This is a genomic window from Kitasatospora sp. NPDC086791 (genome assembly GCF_040685975.1).
Lineage (GTDB): Bacteria > Actinomycetota > Actinomycetes > Streptomycetales > Streptomycetaceae > Kitasatospora.
Map to the genome: position 1 here is coordinate 75865 of NZ_JBFBOC010000011.1, position 24524 is coordinate 100388.

General features: G+C 75.5%; 16 protein-coding genes. 9 read left to right on the forward strand and 7 right to left on the reverse strand.

Annotation, left to right across the window (positions count from 1 at the left end):
- Positions 1-6 precede the first annotated feature (6 nt).
- From AB0Q99_RS17535 to AB0Q99_RS17550, 4 genes are all read right to left on the reverse strand, one after another.
- Positions 7-3936 (reverse strand): Pls/PosA family non-ribosomal peptide synthetase, encoded by a 3930-nt coding sequence (locus AB0Q99_RS17535; RefSeq protein WP_363572636.1) that lies wholly within the window; start codon positions 3934-3936, stop codon positions 7-9.
- A 412-nt stretch (positions 3937-4348) separates the two neighbouring features.
- Positions 4349-5215, reverse strand: a complete 867-nt coding sequence (locus AB0Q99_RS17540) for an NmrA family NAD(P)-binding protein (protein ID WP_363572638.1) — start codon at positions 5213-5215, stop codon at positions 4349-4351.
- Entirely contained in the window at positions 5212-5700 is a 489-nt protein-coding gene (locus tag AB0Q99_RS17545; protein WP_363572640.1) for a hypothetical protein, read from the reverse strand. Before AB0Q99_RS17545 ends, AB0Q99_RS17540 begins: the two co-directional genes overlap by 4 nt.
- Positions 5701-5849: 149 nt before the next feature.
- Positions 5850-6404 (reverse strand): MarR family transcriptional regulator, encoded by a 555-nt coding sequence (locus tag AB0Q99_RS17550; protein ID WP_363572642.1) that lies wholly within the window; start codon positions 6402-6404, stop codon positions 5850-5852.
- A 395-nt stretch (positions 6405-6799) separates the two neighbouring features.
- Here AB0Q99_RS17550 and AB0Q99_RS17555 point away from each other — a divergent pair, with 395 nt between their 5' ends.
- Entirely contained in the window at positions 6800-8416 is a 1617-nt protein-coding gene (locus tag AB0Q99_RS17555) for an alpha/beta hydrolase (protein ID WP_363572644.1), read from the forward strand.
- A gap of 339 nt (positions 8417-8755) precedes the next feature.
- Here the strand turns inward: AB0Q99_RS17555 and AB0Q99_RS17560 are convergent, their stop codons facing one another.
- Entirely contained in the window at positions 8756-9499 is a 744-nt protein-coding gene (locus AB0Q99_RS17560) for an ABC transporter ATP-binding protein (protein ID WP_363572646.1), read from the reverse strand.
- Positions 9500-9905: 406 nt separating this feature from the next.
- On the opposite strand from AB0Q99_RS17560, the gene AB0Q99_RS17565 reads away from it, so the two are divergent.
- The 3 genes from AB0Q99_RS17565 (at position 9906) to AB0Q99_RS17575 (ending at position 17129) form a co-directional block, all read left to right on the forward strand.
- The gene (locus AB0Q99_RS17565; protein ID WP_363572648.1) at positions 9906-13226 is read left to right on the forward strand and encodes an FtsX-like permease family protein; all 3321 of its coding nucleotides are present in this window, start codon (positions 9906-9908) and stop codon (positions 13224-13226) included.
- A complete protein-coding gene (locus AB0Q99_RS17570) occupies positions 13223-16033 on the forward strand; it encodes an ABC transporter permease (protein ID WP_363572650.1) in 2811 nt (936 codons plus the stop codon). Before AB0Q99_RS17565 ends, AB0Q99_RS17570 begins: the two co-directional genes overlap by 4 nt.
- 103 nt (positions 16034-16136) lie before the next feature.
- The gene (locus AB0Q99_RS17575; RefSeq protein ID WP_363572652.1) at positions 16137-17129 is read left to right on the forward strand and encodes an ABC transporter ATP-binding protein; all 993 of its coding nucleotides are present in this window, start codon (positions 16137-16139) and stop codon (positions 17127-17129) included.
- A gap of 101 nt (positions 17130-17230) precedes the next feature.
- Here the strand turns inward: AB0Q99_RS17575 and AB0Q99_RS17580 are convergent, their stop codons facing one another.
- Together AB0Q99_RS17580 and AB0Q99_RS17585 are read right to left on the reverse strand one after the other, a co-directional pair.
- A complete protein-coding gene (locus AB0Q99_RS17580) occupies positions 17231-17413 on the reverse strand; it encodes a hypothetical protein (RefSeq protein ID WP_363572654.1) in 183 nt (60 codons plus the stop codon).
- Positions 17414-17565: 152 nt separating this feature from the next.
- Entirely contained in the window at positions 17566-19197 is a 1632-nt protein-coding gene (locus AB0Q99_RS17585) for an AMP-binding protein (RefSeq protein ID WP_363572656.1), read from the reverse strand.
- Between the two features lie 288 nt (positions 19198-19485).
- Between AB0Q99_RS17585 and AB0Q99_RS17590 the strand changes: the two genes are divergently transcribed.
- From AB0Q99_RS17590 to AB0Q99_RS17610, 5 genes are all read left to right on the forward strand, one after another.
- Positions 19486-20112: an AAA family ATPase gene (locus AB0Q99_RS17590; protein WP_363572658.1), complete on the forward strand. Its 627-nt coding sequence runs from the start codon at positions 19486-19488 to the stop codon at positions 20110-20112.
- Between the two features lie 153 nt (positions 20113-20265).
- Positions 20266-21018 carry an alpha/beta fold hydrolase gene (locus AB0Q99_RS17595; RefSeq protein WP_363572660.1) on the forward strand — a complete coding sequence of 251 codons (753 nt, stop codon included), beginning with the start codon at positions 20266-20268 and terminating at the stop codon, positions 21016-21018.
- A gap of 110 nt (positions 21019-21128) precedes the next feature.
- A complete protein-coding gene (locus tag AB0Q99_RS17600; RefSeq protein WP_363572662.1) occupies positions 21129-22373 on the forward strand; it encodes a styrene monooxygenase/indole monooxygenase family protein in 1245 nt (414 codons plus the stop codon).
- Between the two features lie 124 nt (positions 22374-22497).
- Entirely contained in the window at positions 22498-22953 is a 456-nt protein-coding gene (locus AB0Q99_RS17605; protein WP_363572664.1) for an archease, read from the forward strand.
- Between the two features lie 114 nt (positions 22954-23067).
- A complete protein-coding gene (locus tag AB0Q99_RS17610; RefSeq protein ID WP_363572666.1) occupies positions 23068-24495 on the forward strand; it encodes an RtcB family protein in 1428 nt (475 codons plus the stop codon).
- The last annotated feature ends 29 nt before the right edge of the window (positions 24496-24524 follow it).

Here is a 24524-nt window from a genome sequence, read left to right on the forward strand (position 1 = left end):
AGGTGGTCACGACGTGGTCTGCCAGGCCTCGATGGGGTTGCCCAGCCACCGCGTGTCGGCGGGGACGGACTCGGCGCGCATCACCAGCGAGGCCGGGCCCAGCGTGCTGCGCGCGCCCACCGTGCTGCCGGGCAGCACGATGCCGCCCGGGCCCAGGGTGGCGCCCTCGCGGAGGACCACAGTATCCATCCGCATGATCCGGTCGTGGAAGAGGTGGGTCTGCACGACGCAGCCCCGGTTGATGCTGACCCCGTCGCCCAGGGTGACCAGGTCCGCCTCCGGCAGCCAGTAGCTCTCGCACCAGACGCCGTGCCCGACCTTCGCGCCGAGCGCCCGCAGCCACAGGTTCAGCAGCGGCGTGCCCGGCACCGAGCCGACCAGCCAGGGCACCGCCAGCATCTCCACGAAGGTGTCCGCCAGCTCGTTGCGCCACACGAAGCCGCTCCACAGCGGGTGCTCCACCGCCCGGAAGCGCCCGACCAGCAGCCACTTCGCCGCCACCGCGGCCAGGCAGGCCAGCGCACCGGCACCCAGCAGCACCAGGCCCGACAGCAGCGCGGCGGTCAGCGGCGAACCGGCCGCCAGCCGGCACAGCGCCGCCACCGTCAGCAGGCCCAGCGCTCCCGAGGCCAGCACCGGCACCACCCGGGCCAGCTCGACCAGCCCGCGCGCCCAGAGCAGCCGGGCCGGCGGCTCGTAGGTCAGGCTCTGGTCGGACTGGTCCGCCGCGCGCGGCAACCGCACCGGCGGCATGCCCAGGTACGAGCTGCCCTTCTTCGCCTTCGCCGGGGTCGCCGACAGCACGCCTACCAGGCCGCGCTTGGGCACCGACCGGCCCGGCGCGGTCATCCCGGAGTTCCCGAGGAACGCCCGCTCGCCGACCTTCGCCTCGCCGAGCCGCACCCAGCCGCCGCCCAGCTCGTACGGGGCGATCAGGGTGTCGTCGGCCAGGAACGCGCCGTCGCCGACCGTGGTCAGGCTGGGCAGCGCCAGTACCGTCGACACCTCGGCACCCCGGCCGATCCGCATCCCGAGCGCCCGCAGCCACAGCGGGGTGACCAGCCCGGCGTACAGCGGGAACAGCACCTCCCGGGCCCGGTCCATCAGCTGGGTGACCGTCCACGCCTGCCAGCTGACCCGGCCGTGCAGCGGGTGCACCCCGGGCACCAGGCCGATGCTCAGCAGCCGGACCAGCACCAGCAGCTGCGCCGCGTACACCGCGCCGTACGCGAGGGTCGCGGGCAGCAGGCCGAGCAGTGCGCCGCCGAGGGCCGGGCCGAGCGCGTCGCCCTGGTGGACGAAGCCGGAGAGCACGGCGAGCCCGGCGACCGCGGGCAGCGCCGGGAGCAGGCCGAGCACGGCACCGCTCGCCCCGTACAGCGAGGCCCAGCGGGCCCGGCGCACCGGGCGGTCCTTGGGCCAGGTGCGCTCGGCGCGGCCCAGCTTGACGGCGGGCGCGCCGCCCCAGCGCTGGCCGGTCGGCACCTGGCCGGTGACGCTGGAGCCGGCCACCACCTGGGCGCCCTTGCCGACCCGGGCGCCGGGCAGCAGCGTCGAGCGGGTGCCGACCACCGCGCCGGGGCCGACCTTGACCTGGCCGATCAGCAGCCGGTCGCCGTCCAGCCAGTAGCCGCACAGGTCCACCTCGGCCTCGACCGCGCAGCCGCGGCCCAGCTTCAGCATCCCGGTGACCGGCGGCAGCGAGTGCAGGTCGACCTCGGACGCGACCTTGCAACCCAGCGCACGGGCGTAGCGCACCAGCCAGGCGCCGGACAGCGAGGTCGCGCCGCTGAGCTCGGCGAGCCGCTCGGCGGCCCACAGCCGCAGGTGGACGGCGCCGCCGCGGGGGTGGCTGCCGGGACGCAGCCCGCGCAGCAGCAGCCGGGCGCCGCCCGCCGAGACCGCCAGCCGGCCCGCCGGGGTGTACAGCGCGAGCGCGCCCGCGCCGACCCACCACCAGGAGGCGGTGGGCGCCCACGGGTAGTCCCCGAGGTGCGTGAGCAGGTTGCCGGCGGCCAGCAGGGCGACCGTCCAGCGCAGGCCGACCACGGTGAACAGCGGGATCAGCAGGAGCAGCTGCAGCAGCTTGGCCCTGGTCGGCACCAGGGTGACGGTGCGGGCCTCGGTGCTGTCGGCGGCGGTGCGCTCCAGGTGCCGGGCGAGCTTGCGCAGCGTCGGGTGCTGGTAGATGTCCAGGACGGCCGCGCTCGGGTAGCGGGTGCGCAGCAGGGTGGTCAGCCGGGCGGCGGCCAGGCTGCCGCCGCCGATCGCGAAGAAGTCGTCGCGCGGGCCGCCGACGGTGATGCCGAGGATCTCGGACCACTGCTCGGCCAGCCAGGCCTCGGTGCCGTACAGCTGTTCGCTCGGCCCGGCGGACTCCAGCTCGGGCAGCGGCCAGGGCAGGGCGTTGCGGTCGACCTTGCCGGAGGTCCGGGTGGGCAGGGTCTCGACGGTGGCGAGCAGCGGGACCAGGGCGGCGGGCAGCTCGGCGCGCAGCCGCTCGACGGCCTGCTCGCGCTCGAAGCCGTCCTGGACCACCAGGTAACCGACCAGCAGCTGGTTGCCGCCGCGCGCGGTCCGGACGGCGGCGGCCGCGCCCGCCACGCCGGGCAGGGCCTGCAGCGCCGCGTCGACCTCGCCGAGCTCGATCCGGCGGCCGCCCAGCTTGATCTGCTCGTCGGTGCGGCCGAGGAACAGCAGCCCGGCCGGGTCGGCCTGGACCAGGTCGCCGCTGCGGTAGGCGCGCTCCCAGCCCAGCGAGGCCAGCGGCGCGTACTTCTCGGCGTCCTTCTCCGGGTCCAGGTAGCGGGCCAGGCCGACCCCGCCGATCACCAGCTGGCCGGTGCCGCCGGGGGCGACCGGCTCGCCGGTCTCGTCGACCACGGCGAGGTCCCAGCCGTCCAGCGGGAGGCCGATGCGCACCGGGCCCTCGCCGGTCAGCAGCGCGGCGCAGGCCACCACGGTGGCCTCGGTCGGGCCGTAGGTGTTCCACAGTTCGCGGCCCTCAGTGGCCAGGCGCTGCACCAGCTCGGGCGGGCAGGCCTCGCCGCCGAAGATCAGCAGCCGCACCTCGTTCAGCGCCTCGGCCGGCCACAGGGCGGCCAGGGTGGGGACGGTGGAGACCACGGTGATCTCCTGCTCGGCCAGCCAGGGGCCGAGGTCGGCGCCGCTGCGCACCTGGGAGCGGGGGACGGGCACCAGGCAGGCGCCGTTGCGCCAGGCCAGCCACATCTCCTCGCAGGAGGCGTCGAAGGCCACCGACAGTCCGGCCATCACCCGGTCGCCCGGGCCGATCGGCTCGTCCTGGAGGAAGAGCGCGGCCTCGGCGTCCACGAAGGCGGCGGCGTTGCGGTGGGTGACGGCGACGCCCTTGGGCTTGCCGGTGGAGCCGGAGGTGAAGATGATCCAGGCGTCGTCGGCGGGGGTGGGCCGGCGCTCCGGGGCCTGGGCGCGCCCGGCGGTGGCGGCGGTGCTGTGCTCGGCGGTGCGGTGCTCGGCCGTGCCGGTGAGGGTGCGCTCGGCGCCGAGCACGGCGGCGACCGCGGCCTCGCCGAAGACCAGCTCGGCGCGCTCGTCCGGGTCCTCCGCGTCCACCGGGACGTAGGCGGCCCCGGCGGCGAGCACGGCGAGGATCGAGACGTACAGGTCGTTGGTGCCGGAGGGCACCCGCACGCCCACCCGGTCGCCCGGGCGGATTCCGGCGGCGGCCAGTCGGCGGCGCAGCTGCTCGACCTCGGCGGCCAGCGCGCGGTAGCTCAGCACGGTGCTGCCGTCGTCCAGGGCGGGCTCGTCGGGGTGGGAGCGCACGGTGGCGTCCAGCAGGTCCACCAGGGTGCGCGGCGCGGCGGCCGGGCGGCCCGGGAACAGGGCGCGCGGTGGCGCGGCGGGCTGGTGCTGCAGGCTCGGTTCGTTCGGCTGGCTCGGTTCAGCTGTCATGGCAGCCCGTGCGCTCCTCGTCCTCGCCCCGTTCCGATGGATGCCCGGCCCTTGGGGGCGGTGGGAGCACTCGCCGGACCGGGTGACCCCACTCCGGGGCCGGAGCGGACAACCCGACCCATGGTAGCTCGGCATTTCCGGCGGCGGAGGGGCCGCGCTTGCCCCGGCGTGGCCCAACTCGGCAGAGAGTGGCCGAATCTGACGATTCATCAGTCCACAACTGGGGCTGTGGGGAATCGATGTGACGGTCGATCAGTCGAATTGACGGAGTGTCAGATCGGATTCGGGATCGTGATCCACACCACAGCGAATACTGCTCCCTTCGGGTGGCGGGCCCGGGGTTCCGGCCGTTCGCGGGGCTCTTTCGAGCCGGCGACCGGTGCGGTCCGGGCCCGCCACGGGGCGGGTGCGGTCAGCGGAAGAGGTGCAGGTGCTCCTGGAGGAAGGCCTCCAGCGTGCGCGGGCTGCGCCCGGTGGCGTGGGTGAAGGCGCCGTCCGGCGTCTCCCGGCGGGCCACGGCGAGCTGCTGGATCTCCACCACGTGGGCGGCGAGCCAGTCCGGCATTCCGGCCCGTGCGACCAGGTGGGCCCGCAGTTCGGCCGGGTCGAGGTCGACGTAGTGCACCGGACGGCCGAGCAGCTCGCCCAGCAACGCGGTGAGCTCCGGGTAGCTGTACGCCCGACCGCCGGTGAGCGGGTAGGTGGCGCCCGCCAGCTCCGGACGGGTGAGGACCTCGGCGGCGAGGTCGCCGATGTCCCGGACGTCCACGTAGTTGCAGCGGGCCTGCCCGGTCGAGCCGTGCACCACCCCGGCTGCCGCGATGCCGGGCGCCAGGAGCAGCAGCTTCTGCATGAAGGCGTACGGGCGCAGGACGGTGGTGGTGACGCCGGAGGAGCGCAGGCGCTCCTCGATCAGGTGGTGGCCGCGGGAGACGGCGACCGGGGAGTCGGGCTCGGCGGCGGGGGCGGAGACCTTGACGATGTGCTCCACCCCGCTGTCGAGGGCGGCGTCGATCGCGGCCAGCTCGTACCGGACCTGGTCCGGGCTGTTGGCCATGGTGAGGAAGAGCTGGTGGGCGCCGTGGAAGGCCGCACGCAGGGACGCCGGGTCGGCGGCGTCGGCCGCGAAGGGCTCGGTCAGGGCGAGGGTCTGCCCGTCCAGCGAGGCGGCGAGGCGGGCGGGGTCGCGGCTGAGCGCGCGGCTCGGGGCGCCGAGGGCGGCGAGGCTGCGCAGGGTGGCGCCGCCGGTGGCGCCGGCGGCGCCCATGATGACGATCATGATGTCTGCCTTTCGGGTTGGGGTGCGGAGAGGAGTCGGTGCTGCGGTTCACGGGTGCGGCGGCTGCCGCGCCAGTGCCAGGTGGTGATGGTGGAGGCGATGGCCGAGGAGACCGGCAGGTCGATCGGCAGCCGGCGCGGCCACGGGCTGTCGGCGAGGTGCGGGAGGTGCGGGAGCCAGCGCGCGGCGGCGAGGCCGACGGCGAGGGCGAGCGCGGCGGAGACCAGGCCGAGGGCGGCGGCCGCGAGGGCGCGCGGGGTCCGGGCGGGCCGGGAGCGGACCGGACGCCGACGCAGGACGGCGCCGAGCAGGGCGGCCACCAGGGCCGAGGTGCCGCCGATGGTGGTCAGTGCGGCGACCACCAGCTCGTGCTGTCGGGTGACGACTCCGCCGAGGCCGGCCATCACGGCGGGCATGACGTAGGCGAACAGGACCTCGCGCCACAGGACGAACGGCGGCGGAGCGCCGGGGGCCTTCTTGCTCATGGGGTTGTCCTCACGTTCGGGTTCCGCGGTCCGGTGGATTTGATTAGGCGCCTAAGTATTTGTGCTTAGTTACCTAACTATGTGGGTGAAGTGAAGGCGGGCCGCGTTCGGCGGCCCGCCCGGCGGGGCGTGGTCGTGGTCGGGCGTGGTCAGGTCGAGGTCGGGCCGTGCTCGGACCGCGGTCGGTCCGAGGTCAGCGCGTCGACGCCGGCGACCACCCGGGCCAGCAGGTCGAGGAAGGTGGCGCGCTCCTCGACGGAGAGGCCGCCGACCAGTGCCTGCATCCGGGCGAAGTGCTCGGGTGCCAGCTCGCGCAGCCGGTCGGCGCCGCGCGCGGTGAGGATCACCACGTTGCCCCGCCCGTCCTCGGTGGACGGGCGCCGGGCCACCAGGCCCTCCCGCTCCAGGCCGTCGACCAGGCCGGTCACGGTCGCCCGGGAGACGCCGAGGCTCGCCGCGAGCTGGGAGGGCGACTTCTCGCCGCCGTGGTCCTCCAGGTCGGACAGCAGGCGGTAGCGGCCGGTGGAGAGGCCGAAGCGGCCGAAGTGCACCTCGCCGGCCTGGCCGATCCGGGCGCCCGCCGCCATCAGCCGGGCCGCTACCAGGACCGCCTGCGGGTCGGCCGTGAGGCCGTAGCGGGCGATCTGGCGGCGGGCCTGGTCGAGGCTGGGGGAGCCGGGTTCCGGCTCGGAGTGCTGCGTCACGAGAAGTAATATGGCGCCTAACCAGACTGCTCGTCAAGTGCGGCCGACGATCCGTGCCCGGGAGGCATGGTCCGTGCCGGAGAGGGCGTGCGGGCGGGCGGGCGCTGGGCGGGGCAGGCGCCGGGGGCGGGTGGGTGTGGATGGGGCCCGGGGGTGACGGGGATCGACGGGATCGAGGAGTCGGCGGCGGCCGCCCCGTGCGGGACGGGCGACGGTGCGAGAAACGACGTCAGGTGACTCATCGTCAGGTCAAACAACCGTCAACTTGGTTCATTCACAGAATGCTCCGCCGTTTTCGGCATGATGGCCGGACGATTTCCGCCGCTCCGAGGTCTTCACACGGAGATCTCCGGCTGACAGGCTGGGCCAGCCCTTTTCAGTACCGAGGAGGTTCCTTGTCCCGCATATCCACGATGGCCGGAGCAGTCGCCTGCGCCCTCGCCCTTGTCACCGGTTCCGCCGTCGCCGCCTCGGCCGCGCCGGTCGACCGGGCCCCGGGGCCGGCCGAGGCGAAGGTCGACCCCGTCGCCTGGACCCCGTGCAACCCCGACCCGAGCAAGCCGGACCCGGGCATCTACGACTGCGCCGTCTACCCGGTGCCGCTGGACTACGACAACCCGTCGGGCGAGAAGGTCGGCATCGCGATGCTGCGGCGGCGGGCGAGCGACCCGTCGAAGCGGATCGGCTCGCTGTTCCTCAACCCGGGCGGCCCGGGCGGCAGCGGCTACCTGTGGGCGACGACCAGCCGCTTCGGCCCCGAGGTGCAGGCCAAGTTCGACCTGGTCGGCTTCGACCCCCGCGGCGTGGCCCGGAGCAACCCGCTCAAGTGCTTCAAGACCCAGGAGGACGCCGACGCGGTCAACAACCGCATGGTCGGCGTGCCGGTCACCAAGGCCGAGGTCAACGAGACGCTGGACGCGGACCAGGACTACACGGACGCCTGCAGCAAGAACGCGGGCCCGCTGATCGAGCACATGTCGACCATCAACGTGGTGCGCGACCTCGACCGGATGCGCCGCGCCGTCGGCGACGCCCAGCTCACCTTCGCCGGCTTCTCCTACGGCACCCTGATCGGTTCGACGTACGCGAACATGTACCCGAACAAGGTCCGGGCGATCATCATCGACGGCAACGTCGACCCGAACCTGCGCCTGCACAACGGCCTGGAGTACGACCGCCAGCGCGCGGGCGGCTTCGAGCTCGCCCTGGACGAGTTCCTGAAGCGCTGCCAGGTGGCCGGCGCCCCGCGCTGCGCCTTCGGCGATGGTGACACCCGGGCCAAGTTCGACGCGCTCCGGGACCACCTGCGGACCAGCCCGATCACGCTGCCGAGCGGCTCCAAGGTGACGCTGAGCAGCTTCACCAGCGAGGTCGCCAGCGCCCTGTACTCGCAGGCCAAGCTGGCCCCGCTGGCCAAGTCGCTGCAGGCGACCTACCAGGTGCTGCAGAAGCCGAACGCCGCCACCCTGCTGGCGCCGAAGGCGAACGTCGCGGAGGAGGACGCCAACCTCCTGTCGGTGGAGGTGCCGCGGGCGCTGCGGGAGGCCCCCGCGGACTCCGAGTACACCGCCGACGACTCCTACATGGGCGTCAACTGCCAGGACAAGCCGTACCCGTCGAACGATCGGGTGTTCGCGAACGCGGCCAGGACCTGGGAGCAGGAGTCGCCGACCTTCGGCCGCTACCAGGCCTTCGACGCGCCCGCCTGCGCCAGCTGGCCGGCCCCGGCCCGGGACGCCGAGCGCTTCGCCGGCCCGTGGAACAAGAAGACCTCCAACACCGTGATGGTCATCGGCAACCTCTACGACCCGGCGACCCAGTACAAGTTCGCCCAGCGGATGCAGCAGGAGCTGGGCAACGCGGTGCTGGTCAGCGTCGACTCGATCGAGCACTGCGCCGTCGGCCGCAGCAAGGCGCTGAACGGGCTGGTCACCCGCTACCTGGTGGACGGCGCCGCGCCGCAGCCGGGCCAGCTGCTGAAGCCGGACGCGGAGATCTTCCCGGCGGTCTGACCGGGCGGCCCGCGGGCGCCCGAGGGCCGAGGTGACGGTTGTGGTGGCCGGCGGCGCCGGCCACCACAACCGTGCTTTCCGGCCGAGTTCCAGGACCGCCCGGGAAATGCGACAGAAGATCGTCATCGAACCTCCGTGGAAGCGGGGCGCTTCTTCGATTCGTGGGCGACCATAGTCGATGCCACTGACAATGAGGTCCGTCGCGATCGCGGGCGGCAGGGCCGGTACGGATCAGTGAGAATGACGTGCTGTCACATATTCATGTGTCGCATTCCCGGGTCGACCGCTCGGCCGGCCGATCCCGTGCCCGGCCGGCCTCCGCCATTCGGCGGGCCTCCGCTACGCGGCCTGCTCCGCCGCAGCCTCGACGACCCGCCCGTCGCGGAGCTCGATCACGCGGTCGGCGAGCCCCATCAGCGTCGGGTCGTGGGTGGCGACCAGGACGGTGACGCCCTCGCTGCGCACCACCGCGCGCAGCAGCTCCATGACCGAGCGGCCGGTCTCCGAGTCCAGCTGACCGGTGGGCTCGTCGGCGATGATCAGACCGGGCTCGTTGGCCAGCGCGCGGGCGATGGCGACGCGCTGCTGCTGGCCGCCGGAGAGCTCGCCGGGGCGCTGGTTGGCGTGGTCGGCCAGGCCGACCAGGGCGAGCAGGGCGTGCGCACGCTCCTCGCGCTCGGCGGCCGCCACCTTGCGCAGCCGCATCGGCACGCCGACGTTCTCGGCGGCGGTGAGCATCGGGATCAGCCCGAAGGACTGGAAGACGAAGCCGATCCGCTCCCGCCGCAGGGCGAGCCGGCCGTCCTCGTTCAGGCCGGCGAGGTCGATGCCGTCCAGCGAGATGCTGCCGCCGGTCGGGGAGTCCAGGCCGCCGACCAGGTTGAGCAGGGTGGTCTTGCCGGAGCCGGACCGGCCCTTGAGCGCGGTGAGTTCGCCGCGCCCGACGGCGAAGGAGACGCCGCGCAGGGCGTGCACGGTCCGCTCGCCGGTGCCGAAGCTGCGGCGGAGGTCGGTCACGGTCACCATCGGCTCGGCGGTCGTGGCCGTGGCGGCGGTCGCGGTGGCGGCCTGGTCCTGTGTCATGCGGCGTCCCCCTGTGGGCGTGGCGCCCGGTCCTACCCGGTATCCACGGCCGCGGTGGCCCCGCTGGTTCAGGTGCCCGGAAAGAGAAACCGGGAAGGCGGAGTCCCCGGCCGTGGGAACGCGGTGGAGCCGGAGCTGTGAGGTGTCCATGGTGTTTCAGTGGCGCACCCTCGATCAGGGTGCCGCCAATGAAAGGAATTTGCTCATCGCTTACTTGATTCGCGCAAGTCCCTTCCGTTTCCGGATCGAATCTGACAGCATCGTCCGCTATCCGGTGACCGAATGCCGGTGATCACTGCGCCGGTGTGCCCCCGATGTGTCCATCTGTGACCGATGTGTGTCGGGATCGGGTCGATGGGCGGGGCCGGCGGACGCCAACGGGGACGTCATCCGGGGGAGGAACTCGATGCTCGGCTTCGTCGTGCGCAGACTGCGCGGGCGACTGCCGCTGGCTGCTGCCGTCCTGCTGACGGTGCTGGTCACCACGGCGGTGCTCACCGCCCTGGTGACCTTCAACAGCGGCGTCGGCCAGGCCGGCCTGCGGCAGGCGCTCCAAGGCCCCGGTCACGCCCGGACCACGGTGGTGGTGACCGCCGAACACGGGCTGGACCAGCGGACGAAGGACGAGGAGGCGCTCGGCGCCTACCGGCGGAAGCTGTTCGGCGACCTGCCCGTGCGCACCGACAGCATGCTGCGCAGCCGCTCCTACGGCCTCCCGGCCGGCGGCGCGGCAGGGGCGACCGACGCGGCGGGTGCGACGAACACCGCGGGTGCGACGGACACGCCGGGTGCGACGAACGCCGCAGGGGTGACCTCCGGGGCCAAGGCCGATCTGACGGTCCTCGCCGACGTCGACCGCAACCGCGTCCGTCTGGTGGCCGGGGCGTGGCCGGGCGCAGCCGCCGGGCCCGTCCGGTCCGCCGCCCCGGAGGCCGCCGTGCCGCAGAGCATGCTGGTCCGGCTCGGCCTGGCCGAGCAGGCGCTGCCCGCCGAGGTCCGGCTCACCGACCGGTTCGACGGCAAGCCGCTGACCGTCCGGGTCACCGGTGCCTACCGGGCGGTCGACCCGTTCGACTTGTACTGGCGGATCGACCCGGTCGGTGGCCACGAGGTCGAGGTCGGCGGCTTCACCACCTTCGGTCCGATGATGGTCGATCAGAGCGCCTTCACCGCAGGCGGTCTGCTGCAGAGCAGCCGCGGCTGGCTGCTCGACGCCGACTTCGCGGGCGTCGACCAGGACACCGCCCAGGCCGTCGGCGGGCGCGCCCGCACCCTCGCCGACGACCTGCGGAAGACCGCGTCGCTCAGCGTCAAGACCGAACTGCCGGACGTCATGAGCGAGTTGGCGGACAGCATGATGGTGGCCCGGTCCACCCTGCTGATCGGTGCCCTGCAACTCGCCGTCCTCGCCGGGGCGGCCCTGCTGCTGGTCGTCCGTCTGATCTCGTCCCGCCAGGAGCGGGAGAACGAACTGCTCGCGGCCCGTGGTGCCTCGGGTGTCCGGCTCGGCTCGTTCACCGCCCTGGAACTGGTGCTGCTCGCGGCGCCCGCCGCACTGTTCGCGCCGCTGCTCACGCCGTTCCTGGTCCACGTGCTGGCCGGCCTCGGCCGGGCCCACCAGGTCGCCCTGGACACCGGCATCGGCTGGTCGCTCTGGCCGATCGCCGTGCTCTGCGCCGTCGCCTGCATCGTGCTGGCCACCGTGCCCAGCGTGCTGCGCGGCGCGGGTGCCGCGCTGCGCCGCCGCACGGGCGGCCGCCGCCAGGCCGTGGTCTCCGGCATCGCGCGCAACGGCGGCGACCTCGTCCTGCTCGCCCTGGCCGCCCTCGCCTACCAGCAACTCAGCCAGTACGGCGGCGGGTTGTCCACGGACTCCGCGGGCAAGCTCGGCGTCGACCTGCTGCTGGTCGCCACCCCCACCCTGGCGCTGTGCGCGGGCACCCTGGTGGTGCTGCGCCTGCTGCCGCTCGCCGCCCGGCTGGGCGCCCGGGTGGCGGCCGGCGGGCGCGGCCTCGGCCCGGCCATGGTCGGCTGGCAGTTGGCCCGTCAGCCCGCCCGCGCCACCGGCCCGGTGCTGCTGCTCGTGCTGGCCGTGGCCACCGGGGTGCTCGCCCTCGGCCAGCAGGCCACCTGGACCGCCTCCCAGCGGGACCAGGCCGCCTTCAGCACGCTCGGCGGCCTGCGGGTGTCCGCCTCGCACAGCTCGCTGATGGGCCAGGCCGGCCGGTTCGGCGCGCTGCCCGGCGGCGACCGGCTGGTCCCGGTGGTGCGCGAGGAGCAGCAACTGCCCTCCGGTACCGGACAGGTGCTCGCCGTGGACGCCACCGCCTTCGCCGACCGCGTCCCGGTGCGCGGGGACCTGCTCGGCGGGCGCACCCCGGACGAGCTGTTCCGGCCGCTCGCCCGGCCCGCGTCCGCCGGAGCACAGAACGGAGCGGCGAACGGAGCGGCGAACGGAGCGCAGGACGGAGCACAGATCGGGACGCAGGACGGCGTGCCGGTGCCCGGGCGCCCGTTGCGGATCGACGCCGACGTCCTCACCGACCCGAGCGGGTTCCCGGCCGACGACCGGACCCTGAGGGTGACGCTGCTGCTCCGGGACCGGTTCGGCATCGTCTACAAGGCCCCGCTCACCGGCCTCCCGGCCGACGGGGTCCGCCGCGGCTCGGCCCCGTTGAGCGCGCTGGTCGACGCCCCGCTGGGCTCCGTCGCCGCGCCGCTGACCGTGATCGGGGCGACCGCGGCCGCCAATGGCAAGGCGGACCGTCCGGCCGTGGTCCGGCGGCTGGCCGTGTCCGACACCGCCGACGGGCCCGCGACCGCCGTCCCGGTCCCGTCCGGTGTCTCCTGGGCGGTCTCCCCGCCGCCCGGTGCGAACGGCACCGACCCGCAGCCCGGCGGCGCCCAGTCCGGCAGCGCGCCGACCGTGCCGAGCGGCGCGCCCGCGGTCGTGCCGGGGGTCGCCACTCGCGACTACCTGAAAGCCACCGGTTCCTCGGTCGGCGACACCGTGCGGGTGCCGTTCGGCGGGGCCGTCCTCCCGGTCAAGGTCACCGCGGCCGTCACGGCCCTGCCGGTGGTCGGCCGCACCGCCGTCCTGATCGACCTGCCCACCGCCGCGCGCGCCCTGCTGGCCCAGGGCAGCACGGTGTCCGGCGCCGCCGAGTGGTGGCTGCCCGCCACCGGCCCGGACGACCGCACCCCGGCCGAGGCCGCCGCCGTCGTGCGGTCGGGCCCCGGCTCCCAGGAGGTCCGGCTCTACGACGAGGTCGCCGACGGCCTCCTCGACGACCCGGTCGGCGCCGCCCCGCAGAGCGCGCTGACCGCCATCGCGGTCGTCACCGCGCTGCTCGCGGCGATCGGGTTCGGGGCCGCCGTGGCCGGATCCGCCCGTCAGCGCGCCCAGGACTCCGCCCTGCTGCTCGCCCTGGGCGCGCCCCGCCGACTGGTCTCCCGGACCGGCACGGCCGAGCCGGCCCTGCTGGTCGCCCTCGGCGGGGCGGTCGGGCTCGCACTCGGAGCCCTGCTCGTCCACCTGATCGTGCCGTTCGTCGTGCTGACCTCGGCCGCCCGCCGCCCGGTGCCCGAGGCACTGGTCGAGCTGCCGGTGGGCCGGTCGCTCCTGCTCACGGCCGCGATCGCGGTCATCCCGCTGCTGTCGGCCTTCCTCGTCGGACGCCGCCGCAAGAACGTGGCCGCCCGGCTGCGCCTCGTGGAGGAGATGTGACCACCAAGGCCGGCGCCGTCGTGCCCGCCCCCGACACCGCCCACCGCCCCGCGCGCTGGGTCCGCACCAGGCTGACCGCGAGCCCCTCGGCCGCCCTGCTCATGGCGGCCCTCGCGTTCGTGACCGTTTTCCTGGCGGCGGCCTTCCCCCGCGTCGCCGACCGGGGCGCGGACGCCGCGCTGCGGGACTACGTGGGCCACCAGGGCCTCAACCTGACCAGCGTGCAGGTGACCACCAGGACCCGCCCGGCGGACACCGCCGCCGAGCTGGACAGCATCCAGCGGACGATCACCGAGCGGGTGGGCCGGGAGCTGACGCTGTCCCCGGCAGGTGAGGCCTACGGCACCAAGGCCCAGACCGAGGGCAAGATGTTCAACCCGGGCTACGCCCGGCTCTCCGACAACACACCGCCGTCGATGACGGTCCTCTACCTGCACGGCCTCGCCGACCGGGTGACGCTGACCGCCGGCGCCTGGCCCGGTCCCGCCGCCCCCGGCGGCCCGCTGCCGATCGTGGTGAGCGAGAAGGCCGCCGAGACCATCGGGATCAGGCTCGGCGACACCGTCGACAACGACGGCCCCGGCCCGGCCCCGAAGCGGAGCAGCCTGGTGGCCGGCTTCTACCGCGTCAACGATCCGCTGGACCCGTTCTGGGACGACCTCGGCTGCCCGGCCCGCGCCTGCCTGACCCTCGGCGCCATGGGCGGCGGCAAGTGGCAGACCACCGGCTTCGTCGACGGCGGCAGTGTCGCCGCGCTGGCCCGGTGGGGCTCGGGCGGCGACAACTTCTGGCGGCTGCCGGTCGACCCGGCCTCCCTGCGCGCCGACCGGCTCGACCGCACCCGCGCCACCCTCGCCTCCTACCAGACCGGGTCCGGCGCCACCGCCCTGGTCGACGCGACCAAGCGGATCGACCTGCACGCCACCTCGAACCTGGCCGACCTCCTCACCCGGGCGGACGCCCGCTACCGGGCCGCGATGCCGCTGAGCGCGATCGGCCCGGCCGGGGTCGCGGGTGCGGCGGTGGTGGTGCTGGTCCTGGCCGCCGCGTTGAACACGGACCGGCGCAGGGCCGAGATCGGGCTGCTCCGGGCCCGCGGCGGTTCGCGCGGCGGAGTGCTCCTGCGGCTGCTCGGCGAGGGCGCGGCGACCGTCCTGCCCGCCGCCGTGTTCGGGACCGCCCTCGCGCTGGTGCTCCTGCCCACCCCGCGGTGGGGCTACGCGGTCCTGGCAGCCCTCGCCGCGACCCTGCTCGCCCTGCTGGCCTTCCCGGCCCGGGCGGCCCTGCTGTGGTCGCGCCGCCGGGCACCCGGCGGGTGGCGTCGGGTGATCGGCGAACTGGCCGTCCTGGCCGTCACCGTCGCGGCGGTGGCCGAGGTCCGCCGACGCGGTGTCGGCCACTCCGGCGCAGGGGTGGACCCGCTGCTGGTGGCCGCTCCGCTGCTGCTCGCCGTCACCGGGGGGCTGCTGCTGGCGAGGGTCGAGCCGGTGGTGGTCGGCCGGCTGGCCGCCCTCACCGGCCGGGGCCGGGGCCTGATCGGCTTCCTCGGCCTGGCCCGGGCCTCCCGCGACACCTCGGGCCGGCGCCGGCCCTCCGCGCTGCCGCTGCTGGCCCTGCTGATCGCCGTCACCACGGCCGGTTTCGGCGCCACCGTGCTCGACACCGTGGACCACGTCCGGACGCGGGCCGCGCGGATCACCACCGGCGGCGACGTCGGCGTCGCCATCCCGGACTTCGCCACCCTGCCCGAGTCGTTCACCGGGGCCGCCGGACAGCTGCCGGGCGTCCGGGCCTCGACCGGGGTCCGGGTCGAGCCCGACGCCCGCTTCATCGGGGCCGACACGGAGTACACCGCGGCCTCCCTGGTGGTCGTCGAGCCCACGGCCTACGCCGAGATCGCCCGGACCCTGGGGGTCGGCGAGTTCGACCCGGCGAAGCTGGCCGGTGCCTCCGGCGGTCCGGACACCCCGGTGCCCGCCCTGTTCAGCCGCGACCTGGCCAAGCGCCTGGCCGCCGGCGCCCCCGAGGTGCGGCTGCCCGGCGGGAGCAGGCTGCGCACCACCGTCGCCGGGACGCTCACCGCCACGCCCGCGCTGCCGGACCCGGGCAAGCCGTTCGTCGTGGTGCCCGCCGGCCCCGTCGGGGAACGCCTCCCGGAGCTCAAGCGGGCGAACAAGTGGTTCGCGGTCGGCGACCCCGATCCCGAGCAGGTCCGGGCGGTGCTCCGGGACGGCGGCCTGACCCAGCCGACGGGCCTCGCCAAGCTGATCGCGGACGAGGCCGTGGCCGCCGGCAAGGCCACCCACGGGTTGCCCCCCGGGTACACGGTGCACAGCAGCCGGGAGGCCGCCGCGGCACTCGCCGACGACCCGCTGCAGCTCGCCGCCGGACGGCTGTTCCGGTACGCGGCCGCCGCCGGCGCGGGGTTCGCCCTGCTCGCCGTCCTGCTGACGCTGTTCCGGGCCGCGCCCGAACGCACCGCCGTCCTGGCCCGGCTGCGGACCATGGGCCTGCGTCCCCGGCAGGGGCTGGCGCTGATCATCGCCGAAGCGCTGCCGCAGACCCTGGCGGCGGCCGTCGGGGGCGGCCTGGTCGCCGCCGCGGCGGTCGGACTGCTCGGGCCCGCCTTCGACATCTCCACCCTGGTGGGCGCCGCGGTCGGCGACGCCCTGACCCCCGCACTGATGCCGGTGCTGCTGCCCACGGCCGGTCTGGCGCTGCTGGTCTGCTGCGGGGTGGTGCTGGAGACGCTGGTGGCCGGCCGGCGCCAGATCGCCACCGAACTGCGCGCCGGGGAACAACAGTGACCCGGGCGGCTCCGCCGCGGGTGGTAGTGGCCCGGGTCCTGAGAGCGGCCGGGACGGTGGAGACCGGCGCGATGAAGCACAGAGTCGAGACAGGAGACGAGCGGTGAACAGCACCCCCCAGGGGCAGACGGTCGTCGAGGCCGCCCCCAGCCTGCAGGAGCTCCGGCAGCGGGCCCTCGCCGCCGCTTCGCCCAAGGCCCACGGCGAGGGCGCGGCCATCGTCTGCGACCGGCTGGTCCGGATCTTCAGCTCCGAGGGCGTCGAGGTCCAGGCACTCCAGGGCCTGGAGCTGACCATCCGGCAGGGCGACCTGGTCGCGCTGGTCGGCGCCTCCGGCAGCGGCAAGTCCACCCTGCTCACCATCCTCGCCGGGCTGGACGTGCCGACCGCCGGCACCGCCACCGTGGCCGGCTGCGACCTGCTGGAGATGTCCGCCAAGGAGCGGCTGCGCTACCGGCGCGAGGTGGTCGGCTTCATCTGGCAGCAGACCGCGCGCAACCTGCTGCCCTTCCTCACCGCCGCCGAGAACATCGCCCTGCCCATGCAGCTGCGCGGCCGGCGGTCGGGCGCCGGCGGCGCGAAGCGGCAGGCGGCCCGGGTGGCCGAGTTGATGGAGGCGCTGGAGATCGGGGAGCTCGCCCGGCGGCGCCCCGCCGAGCTCTCCGGCGGCCAGCAGCAGCGGGTGGCGATCGCGGTGGCGATGGCCAACAACCCGCCGGTGCTGCTCGCTGACGAGCCCACCGGTGAGCTGGACTCCGAGACCGCCGGGGTGATCTTCGAGTCCTTCCGCACCGTCAACCGCGAACTCGGCGCCACGGTCGTCATCGTCACCCACGACCCGATGGTCGCGGGCGAGGTGCGCCGCACGGTCGCCATCCGGGACGGGCGGACCAGCAGCGAGGTGCTGCGCCGCACCGTGACGGACGAGCACGGTGAGGAGTCGGTCAACGAGCGCGAGTACGTGATGCTGGACCGCACCGGGCGGGTGCAGCTGCCGGTCAAGTTCCTGGAGGCGCTGGGCATGGAGCACCGGGTCGCGGTCGACCTCGCGGCCGACCACATCGAGGTGCGCCCGGACGACATCGCGGGGCACTGACCGGCTTCCGGCCGGCGACGGGCGGTGGGCGACGGGCGGTGGGCGACGAATGGTGGGCGGTGGACGGCCTCCGGCGGGCAGTGGGCGGCGGCCGGGCGGGGTCAGTCGTCGCCGCCCAGCCGCCGGAACAGGCCGCTGTTCTCGGCGTCGGAGCGGAGGTCGGGCGGTGCCTCCTCCGCGGCGCGCTCGCCGCGGGAGGCGGCGGTGCAGAGGGCGAAGACGAGCAGGGCACTGGCCGCCACGGCGAGGATGCCCAGTGCGGTCAGGACGCGTAGCCAGGTCAAGGTAGTGCCTCCTGGGGGACGGTGCGGGAGAACGCTGCCGGGGAGGTATCGGCAGGCCGGCCCGCACGGTCGAGTGCCCACGGACGGTTCTTCCCGCCGGGTGCCGGACGAGAAGTCGCCCGCCCGGGCGCTCGAAGCACCGGCAGGGCGCGTCACGCCCCCTCGCGCGCCCCTGCGGCGGCGGTCCGGCAGCCGCCGTCGGTCGCTCGGCCATCAGTCGGTCCGCCGTCGGTCGGGTCGTGGCCGGTCGGGTCGGGCTCGCGGCCGGTCGGGCCGTGGTCGCCGGTCAGGGCGCGCAGGAGGCCGAGGTCCGGCTTCCCGAGGCCGTTCAACGGGATGGCGGGCAGCAGGAGGACGGTGTCCGGCGCGCACCGCGCGTCGCCGTGCTCACGGCTCCAGCGCCGCAGTTGCCCGGCCGTCGTCCGGGAGCCGTCCGCGAGGGCCACCGCGGCGTGGACGCGCTCCAGCCGGTCCGGGTCGGTGGTCGTGAACATCACCGCCTCCCGGACGTCCGGGTGGGCGCGCAGCGGCTCCTCGACCTCGCGGGGGAACACATTGTGCCCCTCGACGATCGCCATCGGGTCCCGCCGCCCGGCCACCGTGAGGTAGCCGGCCGCGTCCAGGCTGCCCAGGTCGCCGGTGTGCAGCCAGCCGTCCCGGAGCACCCGGGCGGTCAGCTCCGGGTCGCGCCAGTAGCCGACCATCGCCGTCGGGGTACGGACGCAGATCTCCCCGGTCCGGCCCGGTGGCAGCGCGGCGCCCTCCTCGTCCAGGATCCGCACCCCGGTGTCCGGGTACGGGCGGCCGGCGGTGGTGAGCAGCCGCGGGTCCAGGTGCTCGTCCGGGCCCAGCCGGGCGACCGGCCCGCACTCCGTCAGGCTGTAGGTCTGGTGCAGCACCCGGCCCAGCCGCCGGGTCGCCTCCGCCAGCCGCCGGGGCGAGGGCGGGCAGCCGGTGTAGCCGACCCGGCGCAGGCTGCCGGCGTCGGTCGCGGACAGCCGGGGGTGGTCCAGCAGCCGGTAGAGCAGGTGCGGCGGCAGGTACATCCGGGAGACCCGGAACCGCTCGACCGCCGCCAGCACCGCCCCGGCGTCGAACCCCTCCTGCAGCACCACGGTGCCGCCCGCCGCCAGCGCCAGGTCCGCCGTCGTCCCGCCGCCGTGGCAGAGCGGCGTGCACAGCAGGAACGTCGAGCCGGACAGCAGCGGCGGGCGCGGCGGCCGGGCGAAGCGGCGCAGCACGCCCTTCGGCCGGCCGGTGGTGCCGCCGGTGAAACGCACCGCCATCACGTCCTCGGGCTCGTGCCGGGGTGCGAACGGGGCGGCGGAACAGCGGGCGGCCGACTCCAGGAGGTCCTCGCCGAGCCCGCTCGGCGCGGGGCCGAGGGAGAGCAGGGCGGCCCCGGGCACGGCGCGCGCGACCCCGGCGGCCGCGGCCGAGCAGCGCAGGGGGTCGAAGACCAGCGCGGACGTCCCGGCGAACTCCGCCAGCGCCACCTGCTCCGCGACCGGCCCGTCCGGGCGGGGCATCGCCACCCGGCAACCCAGCAGGTTCGCGGCCAGCCGCACCAGCAGCGCCTCCGGCCGGTTGCCGGCCAGCACCGTCACGCCGTCCCCGCGCCCCAGCCCGATCCGTTCCAGCGCCCGGGCGGCGCGGTGGACCGCGTCCAGGCAGTCCTGCCCGGTCAGCGTGCCGTCGACCCCGTACCGGATCGCCACCCGCCCCCGGTCCCGCGCCAGCCCGTCCAGCACCAGCCCGGTGTACGTCGGCGCCGCTTCTGCCATGGCCCGCCTCCTGTCTGACGGTGCGTCAGCCTAGTGGACGGGCGGCCCGGGAGTGCACGGCGGTCGACCGCGGCCACAGGGGCACCGTCGCCCGGGTGCGGGACGTCCGGCTCGGCCGGAGGCCGGGGCGCGGTCGCCGGGAGGGTGGTCCTCGGTGTGCGGGTGACGGTGCGGGCCGGGGGTTGACGCGGGGCCGCCGGGCCGTGGGGCAGGCGGGCGGGTGGGCGGTCCGCGGGTGCGCCGCGCGGGGTTGTTAGGGTTCCCGGTCGGACGTGAACGGGAGAACCGGTGGGCGGCGGGGTGGAAGCGGTCGTGGTGCCGCGCGGGGTGGTGGACCTGCGGGGCGAGGCCGGGGCGGGGTTCGTCGTGGCGTACCCGGCGGATGCCGTGGTGGTGGTGTCCGGGCTGCCGGGCGCGGGGAAGAGCACGCTGCTGCGCCGGTGGTCCGGGGCGGCGGTGCGCGCGGTGGACCCGCGGACCGTGCACGAGGCCTGCGAGGCGGTGATGCCGGCGGGCCTGCCGTACGCGGTGTACCGGCCGTGGGCGCGGCTGGAGCACCTCCGGCTGCTGCGTTCCTCGGTGCGGCGCGGCGGGCCGCTGCTGGTGCACGACTGCGGCAGCCGCGCCTGGATGCGGCGCTGGCTGGCCCGGGAAGCGGGCCGCCGGGGCCGCGAACTGCACCTGGTGCTGCTGGACGTCGGCGCGGCCACGGCGCTGGACGGCCAGCGGGCCCGCGGCCGGCGCGCCTCCGCCCGGGTGTTCGCCCGCCACCACCGGGGCCTGGAACGGCTGTTGGCCGCTTTCACCCGGCACATGCGGTCGGCCGGGCCGGCACCGACGCCGGAGGCCTCGTCGGTGCTGCTGCTGGACGCCGTGTCCCGCTCCCGCGCGGAGGCGGTGCGGTTCGGGGCGTAGCGGTTGGGCTCAGCGGCGGGCGCCCCCACCGGTGTCGACCCGCCGCGCGTGTCGGCGGAGCGGCGCGCGTGATCACCACAACACCCCGTGGCCACCCCGGCGCTGACAGACTGGGACCAGCACCGTCCGTCCCGGAGAGAGGCCACACCCCGCATGCCCAGCAGCGCCGCCGTCGACAACCCGTGGTTCCGCCGGTTCAACCCGTCCGACTCCGCGCCCGTCCGGGTCGTGATCTTCCCGCACGCCGGCGGCTCCGCCAGCTACTACCTGGAGTACGCCAACGCACTGGCGCCGCACGCCGACGTGCTCCTCGTCCAGTACCCGGGCCGGCAGAACCGCTTCCTGGAACCGGCGATCGGCTCCGTGGACGGACTCGCCGACGAGCTGTACCGCGAGCTGCTGGACTGGACGGACCGGCCGTTCGTCTTCTTCGGCCACAGCATGGGCTCGGCCGTCGCCTTCGAGACCGCCCGGCGCTTCGAGCGCCACGGCGTGAAGGGGCCCGAGCGGCTCTTCGTCTCGGCCGGCCGCGCGCCCTCGCTGCCCCGGGACAGCGAGGTGCACAAGCTGCCGGACGACGAACTGTTCGCCGAGATCGTCCGACTCGGCGGCACCGACACGCGGATCCTCGACGTCCCCGCGCTGAAGGAGCTGATCCTGCCCGCCCTGCGGGCCGACTACACCGCCGTCGAGACGTACCGCTGCGACCCGGACGCGACCGTGTCGGTGCCGATCACCGGCCTGGCGGGGGAGGCCGACCCGAACGCGACGGTGGAGCAGGTCGGCCAGTGGGCCCGGCACACCACCGGCGGCTTCGACCTGCGGGTCTTCCCGGGCGGGCACTTCTACCTCGCCGACCGGACCGCCGAGGTCGTGCAGCTGCTCGTCAGCCGGCTGCCCGGTTGAGCCCGCCCGCCCTCCGGCAGTCGCACGGGTGACCGCACCCCGTCCGCTCGGCTACTGTGCCTGCTTGACGGGCCGTCAGCGGACGGTCGGCAGACCACCGGGAGGCCGTGTTGCGCCGGATCGCCGTCGTCGGAGCGGGCCAGGCGGGCCTGCAGTTCGCGCTCGGGCTGGTGGCGGACGGGTACGAGGTGACGCTGGTCGCGGAGCGCACCCCGGAGCAGGTGCGCGGCGGTCGGGTGCTGTCCACCCAGGCGATGTTCGGGCCGGCACTGCGGCTGGAGGCGGCGGCCGGGCTGGACCTCTGGGCGGACCGGGCGCCGGCCGTCTCCTCGGTCGACGCGGTGCTGGTCGCGCCGCCGGCCGTCCGGGCGCTGGAGTTCACCATGACGCTCGACGAGCCGGCCCAGTCGGTGGACCAGCGGCTCAAGCTGGCCGGCTGGCTGGAGCTGCTGGCCGAGCGCGGTGCCCGGGTCGAGTACCGCGCGCTGGACCGGGAAGGGCTGCGCGAACTGGCCCGCCGGCACGAGCTGACCGTGGTCGCGGCCGGGCGCGGCGAACTGGCCGGGATCTTCGACCGCGACGCCGCCCGCTCGCCCTTCGACCGGCCGCAGCGGCACCTGTCCTGCCTGTACGCGCACGGCGTCGGCGCGCCCGATCCGGCCGCCGGGCCCAGGGCCCGGATGCACGCCCTGCCCGGCCTGGGCGAGCTGTACCTGCAGCCGGCGCTCACCCGCTCCGGCCCCTGCGCGATCCTGCTGTGGGAGGCGCTGCCCGGCAGCCCGCTGGACGCGTTCGGCGACAGCCCGGCACCGGACGTCCAACTGGCCCGGATCCGCGCCCTGTTGGGCGAGTACCTGCCGTGGGAGGCGGAGCTCTGGACGGCCGCCGAGCCGACCGACGCCGGGGCCGGACTGTTCGGCGCGGTCACCCCGACGGTCCGGCGCACGGTGGCCGAACTGGGCTCGGGCGTGGACGCCGTCCACGTGCTGGGCCTCGGCGACGCGGTGGTGGTGAACGACCCGATCACCGGCCAGGGCGCCAACAGCGCGGCCCGGGCGGCGGAGGCCTACCGGCGGGCCGTCGTCGAGCACGGCGACGCCCCGTTCACGGCCGACTGGATGTGCCGCACCGCCGAGCGGTTCTGGCAGCGGCACGCCCGCCACACCGTCGCGTTCACCACCGCGATGCTGACCATGCCGGACCACCTGCAGGGCGTGTTCGCGGCCGCCGTCGAGCACGAGGAGGTCGCCCGCCGCCTCGCCAACACCTACGCCGAGCCGAGCGACCACGCCGCCTGGCTGGCCACGCCGGAGCTGACCGCCGGGTACCTCGCCTCGGTGGGGACCGCGTCGTAACGGCCGCCTCAGGTCCCGCAGGCCCCGCAGGGCTGCCGCACTTGCCCCCGGGCCGTGCGCGGGACGACGCTGGAGGGAGGACGGCAACGGGTTCGGGAGGCACTCGGTTCGGGAGGCGTCACCCGTGGACGGAAACGAGCCCGCAGGCCGGTCCGGCAGCGGTCACCGGAGCGTGCCGCACACGGCGGACCTGCAGGTGGAGGCCTGGGCGCCGACGGCCGAGGGCTGCATCGGCGAGCTGGTGCACGCCGTCGTCACCGGCTTCGCCGACCTGAGCGGCGCGCGGATCGTCGGCGAGCGCGGCTGCAGCGTCCTCGCGGCGAGCGACGCGGACCTGCTCGCGGGCGTCCTGGAGGAGGTCATCTACCGGATGGACGCCGACGGCGAACTGCCCGTCGCGCTGGCGGTCGGCCGCATCGAGGGACTGGACGGCGCCCGGACCGTCGCGGTCCGCTTCCGGATGGCCGACACCGCCACCGCCGCGCTGATCGGAGCCGTGCCGAAGGCCGTCTCGCTGCACGACCTGGAGCTGCGCGCCGGGCCGGACGGCTGGACCTGCCGGGTCACCGTGGACGTCTGATCGCGGGCGCGCCGGAATCGCCGGGATCCCGGGGAGCCCGGGGAGCGCCGGATCACGGGAGCGGCGCGGCGGCGGGACGCGGGCGCACCGGAACGCGGGAACGGGGTGAGCGAGGTGGAGATCGCACTGACCGAGGCGGGCCGGTACCGCTGGCGGATCGAGCCGCACCCGCCGATGCGGGTGCCCGGCATCGTGTTCGCCTCCGCGGCGCTGCTGCCGCAGGCCGCCGGGGACAAGGCGCTCGAACAGGTGGCCAACGTGGCCGCCCTGCCCGGGATCGTCCGCGCCTCCTACGCGATGCCCGACGTGCACTGGGGCTACGGCTTCCCGATCGGCGGGGTCGCGGCCACCGACGTCGACGAGGGCGGGGTGGTCTCGCCCGGCGGCGTGGGCTTCGACATCTCCTGCGGGGTCCGGCTGCTGGCGGCCGGTGTCGACCGGGACGAACTGGACCCGGAACGGATCCGCCGCCTGATGGACCTGCTGGACCGCACCGTCCCGCGCGGCCTCGGCCGGGGCGGCCTGTGGCAGCTGTCCGGACCGGAGGACCTGGACGAGCTCCTGCTCGGCGGTGCCCGCTACGCCGTCGAGCACGGCCACGGCGTGCCACGCGACCTGGAGCGCTGCGAGGACCGCGGGGTGCTGGTCGGCGCGGCCCCCGGCGAGGTGAGCACCCGGGCCGTCGAACGGGGGCTGCAGCAGGTCGGCAGCCTCGGCTCGGCCAACCACTTCCTGGAGGTGCAGGCCGTCGACCGGGTGCACGACCCGGACACCGCGGCCGCCTTCGGACTGCGACCCGGCCAGGTCTGCGTCATGATCCACTGCGGCTCGCGCGGCCTCGGCCACCAGATCTGCACCGACCACGTGCGCGCCATGGACCGCGAGATGCACCGCTACCGGATCGACCTGCCGGACCGTCAACTCGCCTGCACCCCGGTCGACTCGCCGCGCGGCCGCGCCTACCTGGGCGCGATGACCGCCGCAGCCAACTACGGCCGGGCCAACCGGCAGCTGCTCTCCGAGGCGGCCCGCCGCGCCTTCGCCACCGCGCTCGGCGTCGGGCTGGAGCTGGTCTACGACGTCTCGCACAACCTCGCCAAGCTGGAGACCCACGAGGTGGACGGCGCGCCCCGGAACCTGTGCGTCCACCGCAAGGGCGCCACCCGCGCGCTGCCGCCCGGCGACCCCGACCTGCCCGCCGACCTCGCCGCCGCCGGACAGCCGGTGCTGGTGCCCGGCACCATGGGCACCGCCTCGTACGTCATGGTCGGCCTGCCCGACAACGAGGCCTTCCACTCCGCCTGCCACGGCGCCGGGCGGGTGCTCAGCCGGCACCAGGCGCTGCGCACGGTGCGCGGCGAGCAGCTCGGCAGCGACCTGGAGGCGCGGGGCATCGCGGTGCGCCCCGCGTCGTGGCGGGCGCTGGCCGAGGAGACGCCGGAGGCGTACAAGGACGTCGACGCGGTGGCCGCCGTCACCGAGGCCACCGGGCTGGCCCGGCAGGTCGCCCGGCTGGTGCCGCTGGGCGTCTGCAAGGGGTGAGCGCGGCCTGCGGCCTGCCGCCTGCCGCC